Origin of the sequence: Wukongibacter baidiensis (genome assembly GCF_050888315.1) — a bacterium.
GTDB lineage: Bacteria > Bacillota > Clostridia > Peptostreptococcales > Caminicellaceae > Wukongibacter > Wukongibacter baidiensis.
Map to the genome: position 1 here is coordinate 3,542,714 of NZ_CP138202.1, position 23,002 is coordinate 3,565,715.

A 23,002-nucleotide genomic window follows, 5' to 3' on the forward strand; every position below is an offset into this window, starting at 1 on the left:
GCTACACCATTAATATATGCTATTCGCTTCTTCTCGGCGGTCTTGGTCCAAAATATTGATAGAAATAACACTTGATTCGTCCATTGTAAAGCTTACGATTTTTATCGGCTTTTTTTCCAAAGCACTGTTGAAATTCTTCATGGGAGGTAATTACGTAGTAGGACCATGTGTCAAGCTTTGCAAAAACCTTGCCCATTTCCTTATACAATCTTTCTACTTCCTTTTTCTCGCTAAGTCTTTCTCCATAGGGTGGATTACATATAATATATCCATATTTTTTCTTTGAGCTAATCTCACTTACTGGTCTTCTTTGAAAATGGATACAGTCTTCTACCCCTGCTTCTTCTGCATTATTCATAGCTATCTTTGCTATTCTACCATCTATATCATACCCGTAGATCTCTAGCTCTCTATCATATTCCATAGCCTCATAGGCTTCCTTTTTCACCTTTTTCCATAGGTCCTTCGGTATCATATCCCATTCTTCTGATATAAATTTTCTATTGATTCCTGGAGCAATATTCCTTCCTATTAAAGCAGCTTCTATTGCTATAGTACCAGAACCGCAGAAGGGATCTATAAGGACTCTATCTGGTCGCCATCTACTTATTTTTACCATGGCTGCAGCTAAGGTTTCCTTTAACGGCGCTTCACTCCCGACTTCTCTATAGCCCCTTTTGTGAAGCCCTGCACCACTGGTGTCTATTGATACAGTTACCTTATCCTTTAAGATAGAAATCATTATAGGGTATTTACTTCCGCTTTCCTCAAACCAATCCTGCATGTAGATAGACTTCATCTTTTCAACTATAGCTTTCTTAGAGATTGCTTGAATATCCGACAAACTAAAAAGCTTTGATTTTACTGACTTTGCATTAACAGGAAAATTTGCATCTATTCCAAGATAGTTTTCCCAAGGCAATGCCTTAACCTGTTGAAACAACTCTTCAAAGGTTGTAGCAACAAACTCTCCTACCTTTAAATATACTCTATCTGCACATCTAAGCCATAGATTACTTTTACATATGGCTTCTTCGTTCCCTGTAAATGTTACTCTTCCATTCTCCACAGTAACATCCTCGTATCCCAACTCTTTAATTTCCCTTGCAACTACGGCCTCGATTCCAAATGCTGCGGTTGCTATAAGTTCTAACTTTGCCATTTTATCTCTCCTATTATAGTCATGCTACTTTAAAACTTTAAATAAATTTTACTGGAATAATGAACGCTTCTACATTCTTTCAGTGAAATTTATTAATCTCTAGAATAGCATTACTTTAGTTAACTTTTATCCTATGAACTTAATTTTACCCAATCTTCTAGTAAACTTTCAAGCCTTTGTTGCAAATTACATTTTGCATCGTGGATTTTTGCAAGCTTTTCATAGTCATCAGAGTTATGCACTAGCTCTTTATCGATCTCATGTAGCTGCTCTTCTAATCTTTCAATCTCCTCCTCAATTTCCTTAATTCTTTTGTCATTCGCCTTGGTATCTATTGCAGTTTTGCTTTGATTTACATCCTTCTTTTTCTTTACCTTTTTAGTATTCCCCTTCTCCTCGATGATTAGCTTTTCTTTTGATCTTTTTTCCCTATAATAATCGTAATTCCCTACATAGTTAACTAATCTTTTGTTATCTATTTCTACAATTCTATCGGCTATTTTATTTATAAAATATCTGTCATGGGATATAAAAACTATCGTTCCATTAAACAGACTCAATGCCTGCTCCATCATTTCTCTAGAATCAATATCAAGATGGTTTGTTGGTTCATCCAATATTAGCAGATTTATATCTCTTTGCATAAGCTGACATAGTTTAAGTCTTACCTTTTCTCCCCCCGATAGGTTTTTAACTTTTTTAAATACATCATCGGCGTAAAATGAAAACCTTGCTAATATACCCCTAGCCTCGCCTTCTGATACTGGGCAGATCTCTCTAAAAGCCTCTAAAATAGTGTGTTCTTTGTTACTGAATTCAATTTCTTGCTGTAAATAACCTATCTTAGCAGCTGGAGCTATTCTAACTTCTCCTCCGTCTGCGTTGATCTCATTTAATAATATTTTCAAAAGTGTAGATTTTCCACAACCATTTTTCCCTAGAATGGCTACCTTATCACTATATATTACATGAAAATCTAAGTTTTTTAATATAAGTTTATCTCCAAACCCTTTTTCTAGAGCCTTTACTTTGATTACATCCTTACCAGATCTAGAATCTGTGGAAAAGTCGAGCTTCATATTTGTTTTATCCACAATAGGCCTATCTATTTTATCCATCCTTTCAATTCGCTTTTGCATACTTGCTGCTTTTTTAAACATTTTATCATTATCCCCACGGTTTCCCCAATCCCTAAATCTCTTAATTGCTTCCTCCATGGACTTGATCTTCTTTTGCTGCGATTTATAGAGCTCAAGCTGCTGTAAGAACCTTCTTTCCTTTTCCTCAACATAATATGAGTAGTTTCCAAGATAAATATTCGACTTTCCATTCTCAATCTCCACTATCTTTCCAACAACTGCATCTAGGAAATATCTATCATGGGATATAATCAATACGGTTCCCTTATATTCCTTTAAAAACTCCTCAAGCCATTCAACTGAATCTATATCCAAGTGGTTTGTAGGCTCATCTAGCAAAAGTATATTTGGATTTAAAAGTAATATTTTCCCCAACATCACTGTAGTTTTTTCTCCTCCACTCAGTGTATTGAAAAGTCTTTCTTTGAATTCATTATCAATTTTAAGACCAGTACATATCTTGCTTATTTTTTCTTCTATTTCATAGCCACCTTTATTCTCATATTCCATCTGTAAATCTCCATATTTTTTCATTACTCCATCAAGCTTTTCATCTTCTACCTTTGTCATTTCATCCTCAAGGTTTCTTAGCCTTTCCTTAATATCTAATACCTTTTTAAAAGCTTCATTTAAAACATCACCAACTTTATACTGCTCTGGATATTCCGGTATCTGATCTAAATATCCTATGGTGGCACCCTTTCTTATGGCTAGGGTTCCCCCATCATAGTTTTCTAGCTTAGATATTATTTTAAATATCGTAGTTTTTCCACTCCCATTTCGTCCTAGCATACCTACTATATCTCCACTTTGAATTTCAAAGCTAACATCCTCTAGAACCTTATTGGCTCCATAATATTTTTCTATATTTTTCAAACCGATTTCTATCATTTTTTATTCCTCCTATTAGCAATAATAAAGTTCTAAGTTTAAAGGCATTTCATCTTTTAACTCGAATTTAATTTTCCACACGAAAAAAAGGTCTAAGCAAGTAAATCTCCGCTTAGACCTTTTTTGTTTAAATATATATTAATATATATCCTTATAGACATAAAAAACCCAGGAAAGTAACTTCTTACCTGGGTTAATAGACTATTCTTAATTTAGGTAAAGATGATTTACTTAATTTTAGTTGACATAATATTTAATTTTGGACGCACTTCCCCCTTGGTTTAAGAAATTAAATTTCATAGAACGATTAGCTGGGAGTCTATCCAAAATACAATCAACTAAAACTTGAACCTTCACCTTTACACCTCCTTAAAATTATATATTTATATTTTATCATATATTTCTAATAAATTGCAATATTCTTATAATCCAGATTACATATTCAGAAGCCATATAGATAGATTTAGAACCGACGCAAAGGCAACCCATAATATATATGGAACTAAAAGATACCCTGCAACCTTGTCAATTCTATAAAACTTAATTGTAGTGATAAGTATCAATATCAGCAACATAATTATTTCAATGTATGCTAAGCCCCTTAATCCTAATCTGAAGAAAATTATTGACCATAGGAACTTAAATATAAGCTGTAGTCCATAGTAGAAAAGTGCGCTTCTTACATCGGGTCTTTCTATACCATACATCCACACCCTATAACTTGCGATTCCCATAAGTATATACAATATTGTCCAAGCTGGCTGAAAAATTTGAGCTGGTGGTGCAAAACTCGGTTTATTAAGCTGCCCATAGGTCTGAAATGCATCTCTAATAAAATATGAGCTAAGAAATCCCACCAATAATGGAATCATGATACTAATAATAAGTGCAGTCCAATTAATTCTTCCGTTAACTCTAAATAATCTTAACAACTCAATTCCTCCAATACTCATTTATATTAATTAATATTCATATAAATCGAAGGACATGATCAAAACATATTTTTGAATATATAACAGATCTTTGAAATGCTGTAATTTAAGATAGTATATATTAATCAAGATTATTGATATATCTCTATTTTCTTATATATTTTTGAAGGAAATCAGAAACTTTAGTCGAATAAATAATGATGAATGTAGTAACGGAATTCGGCCATATTTAATTAGGGGGATACTATGGAAAATAAAGACAATACAATGCTTTCTGCTTCTATGGAAGAAATCGTAAATAGCTTGCCAGATATAATATCTTCTAAGATCGTTCTTGATGAAAATCAAGAAGTTTTAGAGTTACATGTTTTATCTAGTAATAATAGAAATCCTAAGCAAATATCTAGGGATGTTCAATCGGCACTAGCCGCAAAGTTCGGAAGCTCTATTGACCATAAAAAAATCAGCATTGCTCAAGTAGCCTTTGACCAGAATTCAGATAACGATTTTAGACTAGTAATTGATTCGATTAACTATACTACGGTAGGTAACATTGCTGAGATAAAAGTAGTTCTTCGAAAGGGCGATGCGGTTTATGAAGGTATCGCAAGGGGCGCAAACTCTACTATGAATACCTATAGATTAATAGCTTCAGCTACCCTTGACTGCATACATAATTTACTACATATAGCCAATACATTTGTAGTTGAAGATATAGAAAAGATAAATTTAGCTAAAAGAGAGGTACTTACAATCGCTATTAGCTTTATTACTGCTTATCAAGAAGAACTCTTGGTTGGTTCTGCTATAATAAGAAAAAATGAAAAAGAAAGCATTGTAAAGGCGACACTCGATGCAATAAACAGAAGACTTGTACGATTTAATAATTAGTTATAAATAAACAACATTAAAATTTATTAAACCTTCAATTTGATTATCTTTATAAATATATTCAATATAGTATTTAGGCCGGCATATTAGATCATTTTTTAACCTTATTTTTAATCTTTTTATAGCGAAGCGATGATAGCCTGTAAAATTAGCGTAGCCGCAGAGGAACTTACAAAGGGGGCTATATATCGTGAAAAGATTAATGGTAGCTTTAACGTCTTTATTATCATTAGTTTTAGCTGGTGGTTCAGCTTGGGGTTGGCACTAAGATTTTAAATATGTCGGCTTAAAATATTTAAGGAGCTTTGAGTTATGATTAAACTTAAGAATTATCAACTTTATAGTCATTTTATTATTCTATCTGGTTTAATCAGTATTTTTTTTAGTATCTATTCTTTAAAAAATTCTAGTACCTTTTTCCCTATTATCTTTTTTATTGTGCTTGCAATAACTACAGAGTCATTATCTATTATTATAAGTAATTCAGCATATATTTCTATTGGCTTCGCCATAGGACTTGCTGTACTAATTTCTTTTCATCCACTTACAGCAGCTTTAATAATGTTTATTGGTACTATGTTTTGTATACAAAAAAAGAACGGAAAATATAATCATATTCTCAATTCTTCTTTCTATAAGCGACTTTTTAATGGATGTGCATATGCTATCTCTTATTTGTCTGCAGGATATACCTATAAATTTGGTAACTACTTACTTCCAACTGGAAAAATATCAAGTTTCAGTATTTTAGGTATTATCTTCGCTGTAGGTACTTACGTAGCTGTCAACACATGCATTTACATGATTTTATTCTCACTCATTGAAAGGAGACCTTTTAAGGACTTGTTGCTTTCAAATGTTTGGGTTGTTAAAAACTTATTTGCAATTGCACCATTAGGAATTCTCATGGCAATTGCTTACACAAATTATGGATGGTTTGGAGTCTTGCTATTCTTTGTACCTTTACTTTTAGCCCGCTATTCATTTACCTTATATCTAGATATGAGAAATGTATATTTTGAAACCATAAAGGCTCTTTCAAATGCTATAGATGCAAAGGATCACTATACAAATGGTCATTCCTATAGAGTTGCCCATTATTCTGAAGTAATTGCTAGAAAAATGTGTTTGCCAAATAGTAGGGTAGATATTATAAAAACTGCCGCTTTACTACACGATATTGGTAAGATTGGTATTTCTGATTACATACTAAATAAACCAGGTCATTTGACTGATAATGAGTTTACTCTTATTCAGCAGCACCCCATGATAGGATCTAAGATATTAAATGACGTGGATTTCCTAAGAGAAGTTTCTAGAATTATAAAGCATCATCATGAAAAGTATAATGGAACTGGATACCCTGATGGTCTAGGCGGGGAAGAAATCCCTATAGAATCTTCTATTTTGGCAGTTGCCGATGCATTTGATGCCATGACTTCTAATAGACCTTATAGAAGTGCAATGACCTTTACAGCTGCAACCAATATAATTATTGGTGAAGCAGGGAAACAATTTAATCCAATAGTTGCCAAAGTTTTTAAGGATATAATGGACGAAAATAGGGAGATGCTTATTAATGTTAGCTGAATCAGTAGTCATATCAGTTATTGTGGCTGTTCTTAGAGGAAAGAAGTTTAGAAGCATAGAAAATATAGAAATAAATAAGTTTTGGTTAATTCTACTTTCATTTTCTATAGAATTTATTAGTGTATTGATTATAAAGAATGATATTAGACCCTTATCTCTCTTTTTTTCAAAAAACTATCTGATTATACAAATTCTAGTCTACCTGTTTCTTTTTATTTTTTTCGTTTACAACGTCAAAAGCAAAACTCTAATGATAGTATGTTTCGGAGTATTTCTAAATTTTGTTGTTATAGCTGCAAATAATGGGTTTATGCCTGTAAGTATAGATACAGCTTTAACAAATGGTTTTACAGAAAGTGTAGCTATGCTATCAGAGGGTAAGATCGCAGGTCATGCTGTCCTTATTAAAGGTGAAGCAAACCTTTGGCTTTTAGCAGATATCATTAATATACCTCCACCATATCCTTTTCCTCAAACTATAAGCATAGGGGATATTTTTATGGCCATAGGTACATTTTTATTTATACAGGTAAACATGAAAAAAAAATAATGATTCAAATATTCAATGTGGATAAACTCCACATTTTTTTATTTTATCCACAGACTTATATATATTTCCTGTTACTATGTTGATTATATATATTATTAACCTACATTTCATACCTATTTCCCGTTCTCAATGTATTTCAAAAAATCATTTAAATCTTTTTTAATTTCTTTAGATAAATTATGCCATCTTATTCCCTGTACAGCACCCTCTAGTGCACACAGCATATTAAAACATGCATCTTTGTCTATTCCTCTTATTCTTTTAAAGCTCTCTTTACTCCCTAGAGTAAATAGCTCTTCTTTGGTAATTATATCTATCTGATTTAATTTTTCCTCCAATGTTTTTCCTATATTAGGAAGCTTACTTAGTTGACCCATATCGTGTCTCCTTTTTTAGCATTATAAATTATCCTTCCAATCTAATACTTTTTTAAATAAATGAGGTTGTATCTCATCATAGGTAAGGTTTCTTGGCATATTTTCAAATAGCTTGATCTCTTCAATCTCTAAGTTTGGCAATTTTCCAAGTTCATTAATCACTGAATAAAACAATCTTCCATATGTAGTTTTTTCGTTCCTTGTAACGGAATAATCGCATACGGGTCTTATAGAAAATTTCTTCGCTCCAGTCTCTTCAAATAACTCCCTCTTAGCAGTATCAGTTATATCTTCATTCTCTTCTCTGTGGCCCCCAGGTATTTCCCAGGTATCCCTTTCCCTGTGTCTTACATAAATCCATTCGTTATCATATTCAGCTGCGATTACAGCAAATTTTAATACTTCATCCTCTACTTCTCCAGCTTCATGAAATCCTACATCTATCATACTTTTAGGCCCCTTTACATTTAATTATTCTTTACATTTTCAGCCAGTAGTGGCTCATACATCATAAGTGCATGGTTTTCTGTTACATATTCATCATCTATAAGATTATTTTGTAGATCATATTTTTTTCTATGTATTACATTATGTCTTACATATCCTCCCCAATATTCATGAGTTATAGAGTGCTTCTTCTCATAGACCTCATATCTGTATATGGGTTTTTCCTCCATTCTCCACTGCCCAACAAGGTATTCATCGGTCAGATATATATGAAGTTGATATCTTTCATTGCTATTATTACGTATCTGGAGATCTCTATAATTGTAAACACAAGTGGCTCCACTTCCAAAGGGCTGGGTTCTGTTTGAATCAGGAAAAACATCATAACTATGTCTATACCTTTCTGTTACTATTAATGGTGTATGAAGAGTCATCCAATATATTAGATTCGACAATTGACATAGTCCTCCTCCCACCCCTTCCTTAAAACCTCCATAAAATAGTACCATACCATCAACATATCCTTTTCGTCTTGTAGGATTTCCTATGAGCTTCCAATAGGAAAATGTCTCATTTGGATTAATAATAATCCCATTAACCCTCTCTACTGCTAACCTTAAATTGATAACTTTATTTCTTTGCAGCCACATATCAACATTTTTCAATCTTCTATATAGCGGCGTTTTGTGCTCAAATGCTACTATAGGCAGAAGTTCTTTTGACCTTACCTTTGTATAGTTCTTCTTACTAAAAAACCAATCATAATATCTTCTATAGGTGTAATATAGTTTCCCAAAGTATATTCTTGCCTTTGATCTATTTATAGGCTTGAGATTTGGTATCATATGTATTCTCTTTCCTTTCATATGTCTAACACACAAGGATTATACCATAATTTGTAATATAGTGTAAATAAATACTTAACAAATCATTATATACTAGATATTACATACAATAAAAAGCTGTTTCCGATTTGCTAGAAACAGCTTTTTATTAAGAGTTCTCAGTAGTTCTCAGTATAAATTAATAGTTTTATTGGAATCTCTACATTTATACTTCTTTTTCAGCTCTAGATTTTTTTAACAAATATACTCCTACTATTATGAGAAGTACAGGAAAGCTTGACTGTCTAATAAATCTAAATAGCCTGTGAAAATCATCTCCATAGGAAAAATGATTATAGATGAAACGTCCTAGCTCAGAAAGCCCATTGTTTAGTATAACTACTCCTCCAACGGCAATCAAACCTATACCTAAATGCTTATAGTTTAACTCCTTTACATCTATCATACTAATATCATAGATAAGTTCATCTTTAATGGCTTTACCTTCATTAATATCCCTTCTTATATGTAGACAATCAAAGAAGCTGTAAAACCAGACTATAACATTAAGTATTATAAACCATCCATCAAAATAAAATATATTACCTACAATTATCGGTATAGTAAAAAGCACCATGAGCTGTAGTCCTCTTTTCATTAACCCCAGATACATTTGTCCTGCACCGGGCACCAGCGAAAATATAAAGGCTAAGAAAGAACTATATCTTCTACCATATCTATTCACAGTTCTATCTTCAGTAATACTTATTTCCTTCCTATTAGCTTCAGCCACATGATTTTCTAAGCATTTTGTACAAATTATCTTTTCATCTCTTTTTACGGCACACTCCTTACAAATAAACTCTCCACATTCAAAGCATCTAAAGCTTGCTTCTTTTTTATGATGTACATTACAATTCACACTAAAGACCTCCCTACTATAGAGAGTTCCAAGTAAATCTTAATTTATACATATCAAAATATGCGACACTTCTGGGGATTTTTGATATGTATGAATTAAAGTTTTGACTGGAATCTCTATATTAAATATTAGAATCTAACACAGCTCTATTATTCCTTATTAAATCTAATGCCTTTAAAAAACTTCAATCCTCCAATATTTACTCTTTCATATTTGTTAGTAAAAATGGAATGTATTTCTTTAATATATTTTGCAACTCCACTATTTCTAGTAAAAGAATCCCTATATATATATTTAGACATATCATCTATGCTGTATCCCTGAGACGTATTTAATACAAATATTAGTAGGCCTGCTGCAACAAAGCTTATGCCCCATTTCTTCATCATTATAGTCTTTGTTCTTCTGTAATCCTTCTTGTGTCCTACTTTATCCATTATATTATTAGTAAAGTCTTCAGGAGGTAAAACGATTGGGTGATCTAAAAGCAAATTAAATATTACCTTCATCTCTTCGTATTCGTTCCTACATTCATCACACTCTTCTAAGTGCTTCTCTATCTTATGTACCTCGATATCATTCAACTGCTTTTCATAGTATCTGTCAATCATTTCTATAACTTCTCTACATTCCACCCTATTTCACCTCCAGTTCTTTTCTCTAAAAGCTTATCTCTTAACATCCGTCTAGCTCTATACAATCTAGTTTCAACGGTTTTTTCAGGAATATCCAGTACCTTCGCTATCTCCTTATAGGAGAGTTCGTTAAAGTGATACATTATTATTACCGATTTATAAATGTCAGGTAGTTTATATATAACCTTATGTACCTCTCTTTGTTTCTCATCACTTATCACTATATCCTCTGGGGAACCGTCCTTTGATTTTATTTCAACCCCTGATAAACTCCCCTGGCTAATATCTTCATTTAACTTAAACTTTTGTCTTTTCTTTTTTCTATTGTAATCTATACATATATTAGTGGCGATTTTATATATCCAAGTTGAAGGACTAGCCTCAAATCTAAATGTTCCTATATTATTAAATATTTTTATAAATATCTCCTGCGATAAATCCTGTGCTTCATTATAATCATTGGTAAATTTATAGGACAGGGCAAAAATCCTGTTTTTGTAGACGTCTACAAGTCTACTAAACATCTCAGAATTTCCCCTTTTTATCTCCCTGATTATGTCATTTTCATTCAATCAAATCACCACCGTGTCTAACCCAATCCTTTTAATTCTCTATTCTTATATCCCCATTTTCTGCTTTGATATTTATTATTGTATCTTTCTTTCCTATACTCCCATTAATACTTTCTTCGTTATTGCTTGTGTTTACCTTTAAGTCAAAATCGTTATTTATCCGTCCATGTCTTGTAAATACGTAAAAACTACCCTCTTGGTTTTTAGGTAACCTTATATCAATTCTGCCATGTTCATTTTCTACTTTAAGTTTGTCACTTATTACTTTATCACTTTCAAAAACTATTTCATCATTTCTATTTTGAAGTTCTATAGATTTATTAGCATTAGACAATTTTATCCTTCCGTGTTCATTTCTTATTCTAACATTCCCTTTTATATTTTTTACCCCTATCTTTTCATGTCTTCCATTTACCTTTATATCTCCTCCTACTTCATTTATATCTATTTTACAAAACTCACTTTCAACAACTAGATTTCCCACTATTTTTTCTACCTCTATAGGCTGATGAGAATTATCAATCTCTACATTCCCCTTAACAGTACTGACACTAACATCTCCATGTTCATTTATTATATTAAGATCTTTCTCAATATTTTTTGCAGAAATATTCCCATGTCTATTTTGAACAACAGTCTTTCCATTTATGTTTATTATCTCGACCTCACCATGGGCATCTTTAATATCTAGATCACCCTTTAGATTGTCAGCAAAAATATTTCCATGTTCATTATAAATTGTAGCCGAGCCTTCACTGTCCATTAAGCTTATATCCCCATGTTCATTAGTAATATCTACATCTATCCCAGGAGGTATTGTTATATCCAAGTCTACTTCTACACCTCCTATTTTATTATCTCTAGTATACTTTTCTCTTTGGTTTATTAGCTTAATAGAATCACCGCCATCATTTATAACATCTAAAAGGTTCTCAGCTATCCTCTGAGCTTCCTCTTCTTCATAGTTATGTCTTATGGTTGCTGACATGCTAACTTTTATATCCTTCTCTATACCTTGCTTTACATTAACATAGCCGAAACCATTAATGACCTTAAGCTTATTTTTATCCTTTACATCGATTGTCATATCTTTATTTACATTAGTTTCTTTCTTATATGATATAGGTATAAAATTTCCATTAATAGTTAGGTCTAGTGGAATTTTCTGAATCAAAGATAATATAAAGGACATAAATACTATCACCAGTATAAAGAAAATGCTTTTGCCACTTATACACAATTTAGTTTTCGTTTCATCCTTCCCCAAAATAGCCTTACTAAAAACAATTTCTAATCCAAGTAAGATTATCACGGAAGGCCAAAATATTGACAAAACATAATGTATATTTACATCAGTGAAATTATTAAGTAGAAATAGTCCTCCCAATAGTATTAGAGTAATGGCGAGGGTAAATATACCTATCTTCCTCTCCTTCATTGCACTCCTCCTTCTGTTTCTTAATCTGTATAAAACTCACTTATAAATCTACAGAATGTAGTAGATTCTTTGAAGCTTATATATTAATTTTGACGGCACTTATTTTTAAATCCCTTCAAAAAAACAAAAAAATTTATAAACTTTATCTTAAGATAAAGTCTATAAATTTATCTTTACTCTTTTTTTATAAAATTCAATACATACATTGCCATATAAATCAAAAATATAAATACTCCAAACATCAATGTAAACTTTAGTGACTCTATATTTATACTCTCAAGTATCATCTTTAATAGCCCCACTGGATTAGATATGATTTCCCAGCTGTTGAGGCGTAGAAACCTTCCCAAATATATAGCAAAACCGCTCAAAATGGAAACTATAAAAACAAATATCCATCCTACAGTTTTTCTATATTTTTCTTCTATCATTTTATGTACTATATATAAAGAAATATGGCCTATTATATATCCAGTAAAAACAAACAGCATAACAAGAATAAAGTCATACCAAATTATAAAGCTTGAATTAAAACCAAGTGTATAGTCTAATGGAGCATAGTAGTTATAATTACTTAAATGTATAATATCAGTTACAATATATGGAGCATTTGGATAGAATATTAGCCAAATGAATCCTAAGACCAATAGGGTTATTATCTTTTTCACACTATATTTTTTAGATGCATTTATATAGCTCATTATCAGTGACACCATAAATGGGACCCACGCTAAAAATAGATTCCATATTAAGAACGCAAAGGTTATTTTTCCTTGTCTAAATATCCTAAAAGCTATCATTATAAAACCAATTATAGAAATAAGTATCAAAGTACTTATTATCTTTTTATATTCTCCAATTATACTTTTTTCACCAATCATATTATCTCCTTTTACCTAGATTGTACATAGTTTTTTATCACACCTCAAAGCTTATCTCATATATTATAGTGACCAAAATGAAGGGAGGTTATTTTATGCCGAAACAATGTAATGCCCCTGTTCAGGAGCACAATCATGAGTTTGAAGGAAGTGTTATCTTAGGAAACCCTCCAGATAGTCCTGAATTAGTTCACAATCATCGTTTCGCTGGAGTTACAGGACCAGTTATTCCAACAGAAGATAGTCACGTTCACATAATAAGTACTACTTCTGATTTCTTCTTCAATCATTTTCATGATGTTGAAGTAGTAACTGGACCAGTTATTCCCGTTCGCGATCAAGATGGTAATGTTATTGGTCATGTTCATGGAGCATCAGGAACTACATCATGTAATTTCTTCCACAACCATGATTTTAGAGTTGCAACTCTTATTCAGAATCCAATAGGGCCACGATCAATGCCATATAAATAAATATAAATCTTAAAGGAGGCAGTTATTCTCTAGCTGTCTCTTTCTTTGGATTCAGCTCTTTTCTCCTTATTTTTTCCTTAATATAAATGATTGATAATATGGCTTATCCTTACCCATTGGTATAGTATCAAATTCGATTATCTTAAAATCATTCTTTACTATTTCTTTAATTTCATCATCCTCATAGAAAGCAAAGAATCTCTTAGGGTTATAGAAATCCGCTTCCCATATTCCTTCTGATTTATGACCTCCATATAGTCCGAAGTAGAAAATTCCATCAGGCTTAAGCACTCTATTTATATTTTTTAAAACCTTTCCTATGCTATTTTTAGGAACATGTAATAATGTATTCATAGACCAAGCAGCATCAAAGGTCTCATTTCCAAAAACCAGATTATAGAAATCCATGATATAGGCCTTAAGATTTCTATCCTTACAAAGTCTAACCATTTCCTTGGAAATATCTATACAAGTAACATCTATATCGTTGTCCTTAAATACTTCAGCCTGTTTCCCAGCTCCAGCTCCAAGGTCTAATAGATTTACCTTTTCTTCTTTTCTCATATAACTTAGAAATTTATTTATTTCAGATATCTTCCATGTCTGAATTTCACTTTTTTCTCTATAGTCTGCCTTGTGATTATAGCTAAGGCTCAAATTGCTCTTTATTCCCTCATCGCTTAATATCATTTCAAATTCTATTTCATGGAGAATAGGAATATTATCATAACCAAACAAAGGAATCTCTGGCTTGATTTTTCTTGCCCTAACTATAGAATTTAGGTATAGTCCACTAATATTGAATCCTCTTTTTTGATAAAACTTAATAGCCCTTGTATTATCATTAGTAGTTATAAGCCATAGACGGCTACATCCTAACGCTTCACTTCTCTCAATTACTTTACTTATTAATTTACTTCCTATCCCTTTGTTTCCTATCCAACTATCAAGGGATACTATTTCACACTCATTATCCTTAATATTATACGTTATAAGCCCTATTATCTTATTATCCTCCATCATTACATATCCTGGTAGTTTATCTATATAATGAACTTGGCCCCTAGATATCATAACTGGAGATCCCCAGTTTTCTTTAATCAGTTCTCCTATTTCTTTACTCAAACCCTCATCTATTTCTCTTATATGATACATACTTTTCTCCTTTAAGCTTTATAATCTACTTTCTCAAACTGTTCTCATCTTCAAGTTTACACAGCCTTTTTTCCATTGCCTCGATCTGTATTTTTGCTATTTTATTCATATTCTCTAAATCTTTAATTTTCATTGGGTATTTATATACAATACAATAAACCATATAAAAGAATAACATCAGAAATAATATTTCCATAAAAAATATACTCCTTCAAACTTTAGAAATTTTTTCAAAAGATGTTGTTAAAATAAACTTAACTGCTCCGATTTATCTCCTTCATATTTATTCATTCTAGTCTTAATATCATACTTACTACAAAGCTCTTTAAACTTACCCATAAGCTCATCAGCATTATTTGTAGAACAGCCATATTGATTTCCATATTTGCCCTCATATTTTTTTCTAACCTCTGGAAATAACTTATCTAACTGTTTATAGTAGTGTGCTCTCTGCCGATCCCTCAAAGTCATACCAAAACCAGGTATTATATACTTTGCTCCATGGGATGCTGCATTTTCAACAATGTCTCTTATGTTATCCTCATTGTCTTCTATAAATGGAAGTATTGGCATCATAGTTAGTCCTGTATATACTCCAGCATCAGCTAGGATTTTCATAGCCTTAAAACGATCAGATGACCTAGGAGCTCCAGGCTCAATTTTTTTAGCCAAATTATCATCGCTAGTAGTAATTGTAAAGGAAACAGCTCCATATATACGATTTATATCCTGTAAAATATCTTTATCACGTACTACCAAGTCACTTTTTGTTATCATATGAACTGGAAAATGATAGCCGGCTATAACCTTTAAAGCTTTTCTAGTCAACTTAAACTCCTTCTCGAGTGGTATGTATGGATCACTCATAGACCCCGTTCCGACGGTTCCCTTCTCTCTTTTAGATTGAAGCTCCTTCTTAAGCAGCTCTACAGCGTTTATCTTGACATGTATTACTTCGAAGTTATCTATCTGATAGCATTGACTCCTTGAATCGCAATAGATACAGCTATGCTGGCAGCCTCTATATATATTCATATTGTACTTTATCCCAAACCAAGGATCTGGATATTTTGAATTGGATAGGATTTTCTTTGCCCTTATTTCCTTTATCATGGCATAATCTTCTCCTTTTTCAAGATTACTATCTCAGATTATTTTCTTTTTATCCAATGTATCTTTCCAGCCTTTACAAAACCTGTCTTTAGGGCTAGATTCATTGACTTATAGTTGTCCTCTTCTATATGCACAAAGGAAATCTCATTAATACTTCTTAAATTCTCTATCATACTTATTGTAAGGTCATATCCGTATCCCTTTTTTCTATACTCCGGCAATACATTTAAAAAGCCTATTGCTCCATCATCATGGGTCATGAGCCACGCAATGAGTTTTTCACCTTCATATATCCCAAGGGCTACTCCATTCTCTATTCTATGGGTTATATATTCAATACTTGTATATTCCTTATACTTCGAACCTCGAAAAATGTACTCTGCATCCTTTGGCTTTAATTTTCTTATGTCATGCTTACATTTTGGGAGCTCCTTATCATCTGGAAATACAAGCTTCATACATGATAGCTTCCAGTCTATCTCTCTATTTTCTAAAATAAGTGGCAGCATCCAATCCTCTGTAATTACAAAAAATTCATCTTCTTCACATCTCATAAGTAAAGTTTTTAATTCCTCCTCCGATGAGCTGCTTAGATAAACCCAGTTTTCATCGCTCTTTCCCTTTACTACTACCGAATCCTTAAACCTTTCCATATAATGAATTGGATAACTCTCTATAAAGTTAATCATATTAATATTTTTTATTTTATCTTCTTGTAAAAAGCCTATTATATCTTCTTTTGTAGCCATCTTTCTTCCTACCCTTCAAGAAATATTTATTTTAATCCAATATCTATTAGTTTCATATTTTTTTCTTCTAAGATATACTCCATATAATTCTCATCATGCTTAGCTACTCTTATAGATATATCATCATCTATGATATTAAAATCTACGATTTCCAAGCGTTCCTTAGGCAGTGTTTTATCGAAGCTCCCGGCCTCTAAAATTAAATCTAATGTTTTGTTTTCAATATCATATAAATATAGGTCACCACCTAGAGTTACTGTTCCATAGCCGAATCCAACAACGGTTAATATATACCTATCATCTAACCACTTAGCTACTTTTACAGTATTCTGGTCTCCAATATCTTCTCTCTTTATTACCTTTATACTTTTTTTAGGGTCTTCCTCTTCTATATCCATATCATATATATATAACTCTCCAATAGCTTCCCATTCATAGGGTGTTATATAGGCAATTCTCCTTTTATTTGGTGATATATCTGGAATCGAAGTGGAAGCTAATGCAATCAGTTCTAGTTTATCATCCTTCTTAATAATCAGCGGATCAGAGTTATATTTAGCAATATTATTGTTTTGTATTTTATGATAATAGAGAGTTACTTCTTTGTCTTTATAATTAAATTTCTCTTTATTTAGGTTGGAATTCTTAATCGTCTCCTGAAGATTTACCACCTCAACAAATATATTCAACTTCTCCTTTTCTGGATTCATATTAAAACCTGTGCTAAATACCATATCTAGGTTTTTGGCAGACTTGGTTCTGTAATAGCGAACATACCCTTTCTTTGTCGGTCTTCCCGACCTATCAAACTCAATATTTTCCTCATCAAAGGAACCATGTGCACTACTTTCTGTATAGTCTGTTTCATTGTTCAAGGAGTAAATATAGTCATAATATACATCATTAAAGGCTGAAAATAATAGACCTATGTTACTAACATTACTATACATCCCGTCATTATCTATAAAGAATTGACTTTCCAATAAGTCTCGTCTTATTGATGAACTATACCAGCTTGAACCTATTAAATTTTCATCCTTTATCTCATTTTTATAAACTGAAAAGTCTATAGCTGCTTCTCCATCCAGTCTTTTAAAGTAATCCTCTTCATTTACATTAAATCTAGCACTATCTATTATAATAATATATTTATCATTATCTATTGTAAAAGTAGTGTTTTGAATCGTTGGTTTAAATAATTCCTGTATTTGATTGTCAATTTCTTTAATTTTCACCTTTTTTTCTTCCTTTTGATTAATGTAATGGGCAGATCCCATTAGGGCTAAAATTATTATTATTATAAATATTTTCTTTTTCATAAAACTCCTCCATATATACACTCTATATAAACATTTTTATATAAGACTAATATTTCTATTCTTTTCATGTTTTTCCTTTTATTATTTTTTTCAATTTTATTAGAATTTAATTAAAAAATGCCTATTTTCATTTACTTTCATACTAACTTGGAATATATTAAATTATAAGATTAGATTTTGAGGTGAAATTATGAGTCTTATTGGAAATTTATTATGGTTAGTTTTAGGTGGAATTATAGTTGCTATCCTTTGGGCCCTTGCAGGCTTGATTCTTTGCATAACAGTCGTAGGAATCCCCTTTGGCCTACAGTGCTTTAAGATAGCTGGGTTGGTTTTATGTCCCTTTGGTAAAGACGTTGATGTAGGTAATTTCGGTCTGTTTGGCGGAATAGGCAATATTATCTGGATACTGGTTTTAGGATGGGAACTATTTTTAGCCCATCTGGTATTTGCAGGAATATGTGCAATATCAATAGTAGGTATCCCCTTTGCCGTTCAACATCTTAAGCTAGCGAAACTAGCATTAGTACCTTTTGGTACAAATATAGATTAACATTAGAAAAACTCTATGGTATTTCCTCTCCTTAAAATAAAAGGATTTGAGGTTCTCCATAGAGTTAAATATTTTACTATTATAACTACAGATTATCTATCAAAACCTAAAAAACCGCTGTTTTCTTTTACTTATAAGGTGTTTATCAATTTCTTCACATACTGCTAATATGACCTCAAAATCAGTAAACGCCTTGAAAGCAAAACTACTTGTATTTTTATAATAGTCAAGATAAGTCTGAGATGTAGTTGAAACCCCTATTTTAAATTAATCTTTAAAGAATAGTAGAATTTTTCTGTACTTCCATGGAATGTACTGGTATAATTTTCTTGTGGAAATTATATACATAAGTGTATTTAAATGACTAATTCTATTGCTGAAATTATAGATTTGTATAAAAAATTTTTATGAGTTATTGGGAAAAGAAATAGAAAAACAAAATACATTCGAAGGGATTGATAAAATGAAAAGACTTGTGTTGTTACTAGTAATTTTATTTAGTTTAACTGGGTTAGTTGGATGTATTAATAAAAATGCAACTGTTTCTCCAGATATAGATATTTCTCAAACAGCTACTTCTAGTGATCCTAAATCTGAAACGGATAAGTCTATTATTCCTAATAATACATCTAAACCATTTGTAGGACGTATAAATTTGGATAGTGAAGCTGAAAAATCTTTCTATGGAACTTGGAAAGTTGAGAAACTTTTAGGATTTGCCAATTCATATAATGATGCTTCCGAATATCCAACAGGGCAAAAAATTATTGGTGATAAAATTATAATCAACAAAGCCTTTTTTTCATCGAAAGGACTTAAAAACTATAATGCTTATCAATATGAACTAAAAAATCCATTATATAGTATTAAAGCAATATGTTATAACTCAGACTCCTTTTATAGATTATTTAAAATAGATCTCCCAGGTTTAAATATAAATGATGAAGTAAAACATATAGGCATAGTTGATTCTTCTAGCAAACTTGGTATACCTGTAAGTTTTTTTATTGTTAATAATGATAGACTTATCTTGTTATTAGAGGCAACATGTTTTGAACTAAAAAAAGTCACTGATTAGATGAATTAAGGTTATGTAATAAATTTTGTAATAATAGAACAGAAAATCTCCAAGAATTCAATGATAGCCTGTATAGCTATCCCGAAAATCTTTGTGCCGCATGTCTTTAAAACAAGAACTCAGCAAAGTTTTCAATCTTTCATAAATAATCTGGGTTTATATATTCTTTTCCTATCATTTCATAAAATTATTCAATCTCAAGTCCCATAACATAAACATCATGAAATCTTCCTTTATGATAAAAAAATCTTGAAATAGTGCCTTCCATTATAAATCCTAAATTTTCATAGAGATTGACTGCCCTGATATTCTCTGATTTAACCTTCAAATTTATCTTCTTAATTATTCCACTTTCTCTTGCCCACTCGATTAAATATCTAATCATTATCCCACCGAGGCCCAGTCCCCAATATCTTTTTAAAACACTAACACCAAATTCTCCATAATGTTCTACCCTAGGCCTATTACCTCCAGAAAATGTCAAGCATCCTATTACCTTTCCCCTATGTTCTGCAATTAGAAATAGGCCATTAGCTAAGGTTTTACAACTTTCAATAAATGCAGCCTCTTCTTCTACTGTAGTATTAAACTCTCCTTTACCAAAGCTAAGATTATCGCTTTCGCCGGCAACTCTCTGTATATATTCAATAACTCTTCTCGCATCCTCACCCTTACCTTCTCTGAGAGTTACAAATATCCCATTTTTCAATCTATACTTTTTCATAGCATTCTCCCCTATTTCTCCCTAATAATATAAATGCGCAACCTAAGCCCGGATTATTACACCCTTTGGGTTACACATATATATCTCTACTGTTTAATTATAATGCTATATCTTTATAATTATTACTTTTATAAATTACAATCTATAATTTCTTATATATTATACAAGAAACATAGGCCAATTTTGTTGATAACAATCCTAGTATAATCCCTCCTAGTATATCTGTAGGATAATGCACCATTAAATATAATCTAGAAAAGGCTATCATGGAGGCCAATAACACCAAAGGAATTACTATCCTTTTATCATCAATCATCTTTGCATATACCATAGCCGCTGCAAAGGAGGATGCCGTGTGTCCCGATGGAAAAGAGTATGATGTTGGTTTTGAAATTAATAAATCTATATTCGGTATTTCCATAAATGGTCTTGGCCTAGCAACAATATTCTTTATTAGTCCTTCTCCCAAAATTACAACTATCAATAAAGAACATATTGCAAGGATGCCAGCTTTTCTATATTTCTTATTCAGTATAAAAATGATAGAAATTATAATCCAAATAACACCCCAATTCCCAAGTTTAGTTATAAAGGGCATAATCTTATCTAGAAGTGGATTATGCATATATGTCTGAATAAATTCTAATATCCATTTATCTATACTTAAAATAATATCTAACATATTTATTACCACTGCTCCTTAGTATATTTGCTTTATATATATACTCAACAATCTTTCTACCTCTTCTTTTTCCTCTGGCTTAACCTTCCATACTACCTTGATATCTTTATTTGAAAGTAGTCTTTCTCTATTTAATATAAACTCCAGTCTTTCATATTGTCTGTATACTTTATTCTTTTCACCTAATTTTTTTATATGCTTTTTTCTTCCTGCTATCCAATTATAGCCTTTGATTTCTTTCCATCCCACAATACCATCAATGGTAGTTATGCCATCACTTCGTATTTCTCCGCTTTTATATGCTCTAAAAAGATGGATAATGGATATAAGAATCCAAACAATACTTGCGGGAATCCAGAAAATACTAATAGGCTTCTCATAATCTGCTCCCCAGATAGAAATTATTTCTTTTATACCTATCCACCCATATAATATCAGCAAAGCAATATATACCACAATGTTTCCATTTATAGGCACTGATTTGACCTTAAAAAGTAGCTTTTCCGAAGGATATTTTCTTTTTATATCATTATAGGCCACATATCCAATTAACATCAAAAATATTATAAACAGCCAGCCGTATAAGCCCATATATCCTCTACTCCTTTAATTTTAAAAATCAGTTATACACATAGGTTTTTTATCCGTTAAAAATATATTATTTATTATATTCATATACTTTTCATCGGATATTCTAGCAAGACCATATTCGGCTAGTTTTTTAAAGCTTATAGCCCCCATAATCAAGGATGAAAAATCTGAAACCTTAATCTCAACCTCTACTTCATAATCTTCACTATTACAAATAGTCGCTTTTCCATCCTTAAACTCTACTACTGTACTACCATCGTTCTCTTTAACGAAATCATCTATGACAGTTAGTTTAAGACTACAGCTTTGATTATTGAAGTTATGAGAATTTAAATCTTTAAATAGTTTTCTAACATCAAGAACCCTATACATAAGCCCTATGGCAGATACACCGAACTCGTTTTTTATTGAATTAAAGGCTTCATACTCCCCATTCTCCGGATTATTAACGAGATAGTGTATATGTTCATCTGGAGTATTTATAATAATTCTTTCAAATTGATCGGCCTGAAAATGTAGGAATGTACATAGCTCTAAAAGAACCTCATGATTTTCATAAATAAGTTCATGTATAACCATATCGTTCTTAAGAAGATGTTTAGTCTTATAAGAAAAGTTTATATATCCTAATACCCTTCCATCCTTTTTATATCCTACAATTTTTCTATCCTTTCTAAACAACCTTTCCAAACATGGCTCCGTCTTTTCCATCATTCCATTGTTCTTTTCTAAAAAGCTATTGTAACAATCTAAAATATCATCCTTACTCTCTTCATTTAGGTATGTTATATGTTTCTTTGAGCTGTCCTTTGGAAAATATTTTGGCTCTATCTTGTACTGCCTACGCTCTACACCATAACCAAATCCCATATTCTTATAAAAATCTACTCTAAAGGGATATAGTGCCGCCATACTCATGCCCTTTTCTCTAAAATACTTGCAGGCAAATTCCATAAGCTCTTTAGCAACTTTCTCTTTCTTATGAACTAAGTCGACTGCCACGCAACCTATACCTCCAACTGCTGCCTTCGTTGATAATAGCTTCATTTTATAGTCAATTAGTCTCATGCCTCCATGCAGTTTTTCTTCTCTACATAATCCAAATAAATCATCATCCTCAAGTTCATTTACTACTATAGGAAAAAATTCTCTATATGCCTTACGCATCTGTTCTAATGTCCCAAAACCACAATATGCATTGGCGGAAATTTCTACAAAATCCTCGATATCCTTCTCTGTTAATTTTCTAATTGTACTCATACTACTCCCCCCAATTTAAAAATGTCCATTATCTTATATCAAAAAAATATCAAT

26 protein-coding genes are annotated in these 23,002 nt (G+C 31.6%); 6 read left to right on the top strand and 20 right to left on the bottom strand.

Annotation, left to right across the window (positions count from 1 at the left end; translation table 11 throughout):
* Nucleotides 1–19: 19 nt before the first annotated feature.
* The 3 genes from R9X47_RS15930 to R9X47_RS15940 all read right to left on the bottom strand — a co-directional run bounded on the left by R9X47_RS15930 (nucleotide 20) and on the right by R9X47_RS15940 (nucleotide 4,124).
* On the bottom strand, nucleotides 20–1,162 hold the full coding sequence (locus tag R9X47_RS15930; RefSeq protein WP_432662044.1) for a THUMP domain-containing class I SAM-dependent RNA methyltransferase: 1,143 nt from the start codon (nucleotides 1,160–1,162) through the stop codon (nucleotides 20–22).
* A 131-nt stretch (nucleotides 1,163–1,293) separates the two neighbouring features.
* Entirely contained in the window at nucleotides 1,294–3,192 is a 1,899-nt protein-coding gene (gene abc-f / locus R9X47_RS15935; protein ID WP_432662045.1) for a ribosomal protection-like ABC-F family protein, read from the bottom strand.
* Nucleotides 3,193–3,626: 434 nt separating this feature from the next.
* Nucleotides 3,627–4,124, bottom strand: a complete 498-nt coding sequence (locus tag R9X47_RS15940; protein ID WP_432662046.1) for a TspO/MBR family protein — start codon at nucleotides 4,122–4,124, stop codon at nucleotides 3,627–3,629.
* A gap of 246 nt (nucleotides 4,125–4,370) precedes the next feature.
* Here R9X47_RS15940 and R9X47_RS15945 point away from each other — a divergent pair, with 246 nt between their 5' ends.
* The 3 genes from R9X47_RS15945 to R9X47_RS15955 all read left to right on the top strand — a co-directional run bounded on the left by R9X47_RS15945 (nucleotide 4,371) and on the right by R9X47_RS15955 (nucleotide 7,155).
* Nucleotides 4,371–5,015 carry a hypothetical protein gene (locus R9X47_RS15945; protein ID WP_432662047.1) on the top strand — a complete coding sequence of 215 codons (645 nt, stop codon included), beginning with the start codon at nucleotides 4,371–4,373 and terminating at the stop codon, nucleotides 5,013–5,015.
* A 312-nt stretch (nucleotides 5,016–5,327) separates the two neighbouring features.
* Nucleotides 5,328–6,605 carry an HD-GYP domain-containing protein gene (locus tag R9X47_RS15950; protein WP_432662048.1) on the top strand — a complete coding sequence of 426 codons (1,278 nt, stop codon included), beginning with the start codon at nucleotides 5,328–5,330 and terminating at the stop codon, nucleotides 6,603–6,605.
* Nucleotides 6,595–7,155 (top strand): DUF5317 domain-containing protein, encoded by a 561-nt coding sequence (locus R9X47_RS15955; RefSeq protein ID WP_432662049.1) that lies wholly within the window; start codon nucleotides 6,595–6,597, stop codon nucleotides 7,153–7,155. Before R9X47_RS15950 ends, R9X47_RS15955 begins: the two co-directional genes overlap by 11 nt.
* A 113-nt stretch (nucleotides 7,156–7,268) precedes the next feature.
* Here the strand turns inward: R9X47_RS15955 and R9X47_RS15960 are convergent, their stop codons facing one another.
* The 8 genes from R9X47_RS15960 to R9X47_RS15995 all read right to left on the bottom strand — a co-directional run bounded on the left by R9X47_RS15960 (nucleotide 7,269) and on the right by R9X47_RS15995 (nucleotide 13,251).
* Entirely contained in the window at nucleotides 7,269–7,532 is a 264-nt protein-coding gene (locus tag R9X47_RS15960; protein WP_432662050.1) for a TfoX/Sxy family protein, read from the bottom strand.
* A gap of 21 nt (nucleotides 7,533–7,553) precedes the next feature.
* Nucleotides 7,554–7,979 (bottom strand): NUDIX hydrolase, encoded by a 426-nt coding sequence (locus R9X47_RS15965; RefSeq protein ID WP_432662051.1) that lies wholly within the window; start codon nucleotides 7,977–7,979, stop codon nucleotides 7,554–7,556.
* A 20-nt stretch (nucleotides 7,980–7,999) separates the two neighbouring features.
* The gene (locus R9X47_RS15970) at nucleotides 8,000–8,845 is read right to left on the bottom strand and encodes a VanW family protein (RefSeq protein ID WP_432662052.1); all 846 of its coding nucleotides are present in this window, start codon (nucleotides 8,843–8,845) and stop codon (nucleotides 8,000–8,002) included.
* Between the two features lie 184 nt (nucleotides 8,846–9,029).
* On the bottom strand, nucleotides 9,030–9,725 hold the full coding sequence (locus R9X47_RS15975; protein WP_432662053.1) for a B-box zinc finger protein: 696 nt from the start codon (nucleotides 9,723–9,725) through the stop codon (nucleotides 9,030–9,032).
* Between the two features lie 149 nt (nucleotides 9,726–9,874).
* Nucleotides 9,875–10,360 (bottom strand): anti-sigma factor family protein, encoded by a 486-nt coding sequence (locus tag R9X47_RS15980; RefSeq protein ID WP_432662054.1) that lies wholly within the window; start codon nucleotides 10,358–10,360, stop codon nucleotides 9,875–9,877.
* Nucleotides 10,339–10,884: an RNA polymerase sigma factor gene (locus R9X47_RS15985; RefSeq protein ID WP_432662055.1), complete on the bottom strand. Its 546-nt coding sequence runs from the start codon at nucleotides 10,882–10,884 to the stop codon at nucleotides 10,339–10,341. Before R9X47_RS15985 ends, R9X47_RS15980 begins: the two co-directional genes overlap by 22 nt.
* A 79-nt stretch (nucleotides 10,885–10,963) precedes the next feature.
* The gene (locus R9X47_RS15990; RefSeq protein ID WP_432662056.1) at nucleotides 10,964–12,370 is read right to left on the bottom strand and encodes a LiaI-LiaF-like domain-containing protein; all 1,407 of its coding nucleotides are present in this window, start codon (nucleotides 12,368–12,370) and stop codon (nucleotides 10,964–10,966) included.
* Between the two features lie 173 nt (nucleotides 12,371–12,543).
* On the bottom strand, nucleotides 12,544–13,251 hold the full coding sequence (locus R9X47_RS15995) for a DUF1361 domain-containing protein (protein ID WP_432662057.1): 708 nt from the start codon (nucleotides 13,249–13,251) through the stop codon (nucleotides 12,544–12,546).
* 95 nt (nucleotides 13,252–13,346) lie between these two features.
* Between R9X47_RS15995 and R9X47_RS16000 the strand changes: the two genes are divergently transcribed.
* Entirely contained in the window at nucleotides 13,347–13,724 is a 378-nt protein-coding gene (locus tag R9X47_RS16000) for a YmaF family protein (RefSeq protein ID WP_432662058.1), read from the top strand.
* Between the two features lie 66 nt (nucleotides 13,725–13,790).
* Here the strand turns inward: R9X47_RS16000 and R9X47_RS16005 are convergent, their stop codons facing one another.
* From R9X47_RS16005 to R9X47_RS16025, 5 genes are read right to left on the bottom strand one after another with little or no spacing between them, the layout of a single operon-like run.
* The gene (locus tag R9X47_RS16005) at nucleotides 13,791–14,879 is read right to left on the bottom strand and encodes a GNAT family N-acetyltransferase (protein ID WP_432662059.1); all 1,089 of its coding nucleotides are present in this window, start codon (nucleotides 14,877–14,879) and stop codon (nucleotides 13,791–13,793) included.
* Nucleotides 14,880–14,904: 25 nt separating this feature from the next.
* The gene (locus R9X47_RS16010) at nucleotides 14,905–15,075 is read right to left on the bottom strand and encodes a hypothetical protein (RefSeq protein WP_432662060.1); all 171 of its coding nucleotides are present in this window, start codon (nucleotides 15,073–15,075) and stop codon (nucleotides 14,905–14,907) included.
* A 47-nt stretch (nucleotides 15,076–15,122) separates the two neighbouring features.
* The gene (locus tag R9X47_RS16015; protein WP_432662061.1) at nucleotides 15,123–15,992 is read right to left on the bottom strand and encodes an SPL family radical SAM protein; all 870 of its coding nucleotides are present in this window, start codon (nucleotides 15,990–15,992) and stop codon (nucleotides 15,123–15,125) included.
* A 38-nt stretch (nucleotides 15,993–16,030) separates the two neighbouring features.
* On the bottom strand, nucleotides 16,031–16,741 hold the full coding sequence (locus tag R9X47_RS16020; RefSeq protein WP_432662062.1) for a GNAT family N-acetyltransferase: 711 nt from the start codon (nucleotides 16,739–16,741) through the stop codon (nucleotides 16,031–16,033).
* 26 nt (nucleotides 16,742–16,767) lie between these two features.
* Nucleotides 16,768–18,060: a DUF4652 domain-containing protein gene (locus tag R9X47_RS16025; protein WP_432662063.1), complete on the bottom strand. Its 1,293-nt coding sequence runs from the start codon at nucleotides 18,058–18,060 to the stop codon at nucleotides 16,768–16,770.
* 190 nt (nucleotides 18,061–18,250) lie between these two features.
* Here R9X47_RS16025 and R9X47_RS16030 point away from each other — a divergent pair, with 190 nt between their 5' ends.
* A complete protein-coding gene (locus R9X47_RS16030) occupies nucleotides 18,251–18,613 on the top strand; it encodes a YccF domain-containing protein (protein ID WP_432662064.1) in 363 nt (120 codons plus the stop codon).
* Between the two features lie 415 nt (nucleotides 18,614–19,028).
* Entirely contained in the window at nucleotides 19,029–19,691 is a 663-nt protein-coding gene (locus tag R9X47_RS16035) for a hypothetical protein (RefSeq protein ID WP_432662065.1), read from the top strand.
* Nucleotides 19,692–19,878: 187 nt separating this feature from the next.
* Here R9X47_RS16035 and R9X47_RS16040 read toward each other — a convergent pair whose 3' ends face one another.
* The 4 genes from R9X47_RS16040 to R9X47_RS16055 all read right to left on the bottom strand — a co-directional run bounded on the left by R9X47_RS16040 (nucleotide 19,879) and on the right by R9X47_RS16055 (nucleotide 22,948).
* A complete protein-coding gene (locus R9X47_RS16040; protein WP_432662066.1) occupies nucleotides 19,879–20,415 on the bottom strand; it encodes a GNAT family N-acetyltransferase in 537 nt (178 codons plus the stop codon).
* A gap of 142 nt (nucleotides 20,416–20,557) precedes the next feature.
* Complete coding sequence (locus R9X47_RS16045; protein ID WP_432662067.1) at nucleotides 20,558–21,097, bottom strand: phosphatase PAP2 family protein; 540 nt, start codon at nucleotides 21,095–21,097, stop codon at nucleotides 20,558–20,560.
* A gap of 18 nt (nucleotides 21,098–21,115) precedes the next feature.
* Entirely contained in the window at nucleotides 21,116–21,688 is a 573-nt protein-coding gene (locus tag R9X47_RS16050; RefSeq protein WP_432662068.1) for a hypothetical protein, read from the bottom strand.
* 21 nt (nucleotides 21,689–21,709) lie between these two features.
* Nucleotides 21,710–22,948 carry a GNAT family N-acetyltransferase gene (locus tag R9X47_RS16055; protein ID WP_432662069.1) on the bottom strand — a complete coding sequence of 413 codons (1,239 nt, stop codon included), beginning with the start codon at nucleotides 22,946–22,948 and terminating at the stop codon, nucleotides 21,710–21,712.
* Nucleotides 22,949–23,002: the final 54 nt, after the last annotated feature.

Excerpts from the sequence above, each read along its gene's own strand:
- R9X47_RS15930 (WP_432662044.1), bottom strand. The coding sequence starts at position 1,162 with ATGGCAAAGTTAGAACTTATAGCAACCGCAGCATTTGGAATCGAGGCC.
- abc-f (WP_432662045.1), bottom strand. The coding sequence starts at position 3,192 with ATGATAGAAATCGGTTTGAAAAATATAGAAAAATATTATGGAGCCAAT.
- R9X47_RS15945 (WP_432662047.1), top strand. The coding sequence starts at position 4,371 with ATGGAAAATAAAGACAATACAATGCTTTCTGCTTCTATGGAAGAAATC.
- R9X47_RS15950 (WP_432662048.1), top strand. The coding sequence starts at position 5,328 with ATGATTAAACTTAAGAATTATCAACTTTATAGTCATTTTATTATTCTA.
- R9X47_RS15955 (WP_432662049.1), top strand. The coding sequence starts at position 6,595 with ATGTTAGCTGAATCAGTAGTCATATCAGTTATTGTGGCTGTTCTTAGA.
- R9X47_RS15960 (WP_432662050.1), bottom strand. The coding sequence starts at position 7,532 with ATGGGTCAACTAAGTAAGCTTCCTAATATAGGAAAAACATTGGAGGAA.
- R9X47_RS15965 (WP_432662051.1), bottom strand. The coding sequence starts at position 7,979 with ATGATAGATGTAGGATTTCATGAAGCTGGAGAAGTAGAGGATGAAGTA.
- R9X47_RS15970 (WP_432662052.1), bottom strand. The coding sequence starts at position 8,845 with ATGAAAGGAAAGAGAATACATATGATACCAAATCTCAAGCCTATAAAT.
- R9X47_RS15985 (WP_432662055.1), bottom strand. The coding sequence starts at position 10,884 with ATGTTTAGTAGACTTGTAGACGTCTACAAAAACAGGATTTTTGCCCTG.
- R9X47_RS15990 (WP_432662056.1), bottom strand. The coding sequence starts at position 12,370 with ATGAAGGAGAGGAAGATAGGTATATTTACCCTCGCCATTACTCTAATA.
- R9X47_RS15995 (WP_432662057.1), bottom strand. The coding sequence starts at position 13,251 with ATGATTGGTGAAAAAAGTATAATTGGAGAATATAAAAAGATAATAAGT.
- R9X47_RS16000 (WP_432662058.1), top strand. The coding sequence starts at position 13,347 with ATGCCGAAACAATGTAATGCCCCTGTTCAGGAGCACAATCATGAGTTT.
- R9X47_RS16005 (WP_432662059.1), bottom strand. The coding sequence starts at position 14,879 with ATGTATCATATAAGAGAAATAGATGAGGGTTTGAGTAAAGAAATAGGA.
- R9X47_RS16010 (WP_432662060.1), bottom strand. The coding sequence starts at position 15,075 with ATGGAAATATTATTTCTGATGTTATTCTTTTATATGGTTTATTGTATT.
- R9X47_RS16015 (WP_432662061.1), bottom strand. The coding sequence starts at position 15,992 with ATGATAAAGGAAATAAGGGCAAAGAAAATCCTATCCAATTCAAAATAT.
- R9X47_RS16020 (WP_432662062.1), bottom strand. The coding sequence starts at position 16,741 with ATGGCTACAAAAGAAGATATAATAGGCTTTTTACAAGAAGATAAAATA.
- R9X47_RS16025 (WP_432662063.1), bottom strand. The coding sequence starts at position 18,060 with ATGAAAAAGAAAATATTTATAATAATAATAATTTTAGCCCTAATGGGA.
- R9X47_RS16030 (WP_432662064.1), top strand. The coding sequence starts at position 18,251 with ATGAGTCTTATTGGAAATTTATTATGGTTAGTTTTAGGTGGAATTATA.
- R9X47_RS16040 (WP_432662066.1), bottom strand. The coding sequence starts at position 20,415 with ATGAAAAAGTATAGATTGAAAAATGGGATATTTGTAACTCTCAGAGAA.
- R9X47_RS16045 (WP_432662067.1), bottom strand. The coding sequence starts at position 21,097 with ATGTTAGATATTATTTTAAGTATAGATAAATGGATATTAGAATTTATT.
- R9X47_RS16050 (WP_432662068.1), bottom strand. The coding sequence starts at position 21,688 with ATGGGCTTATACGGCTGGCTGTTTATAATATTTTTGATGTTAATTGGA.
- R9X47_RS16055 (WP_432662069.1), bottom strand. The coding sequence starts at position 22,948 with ATGAGTACAATTAGAAAATTAACAGAGAAGGATATCGAGGATTTTGTA.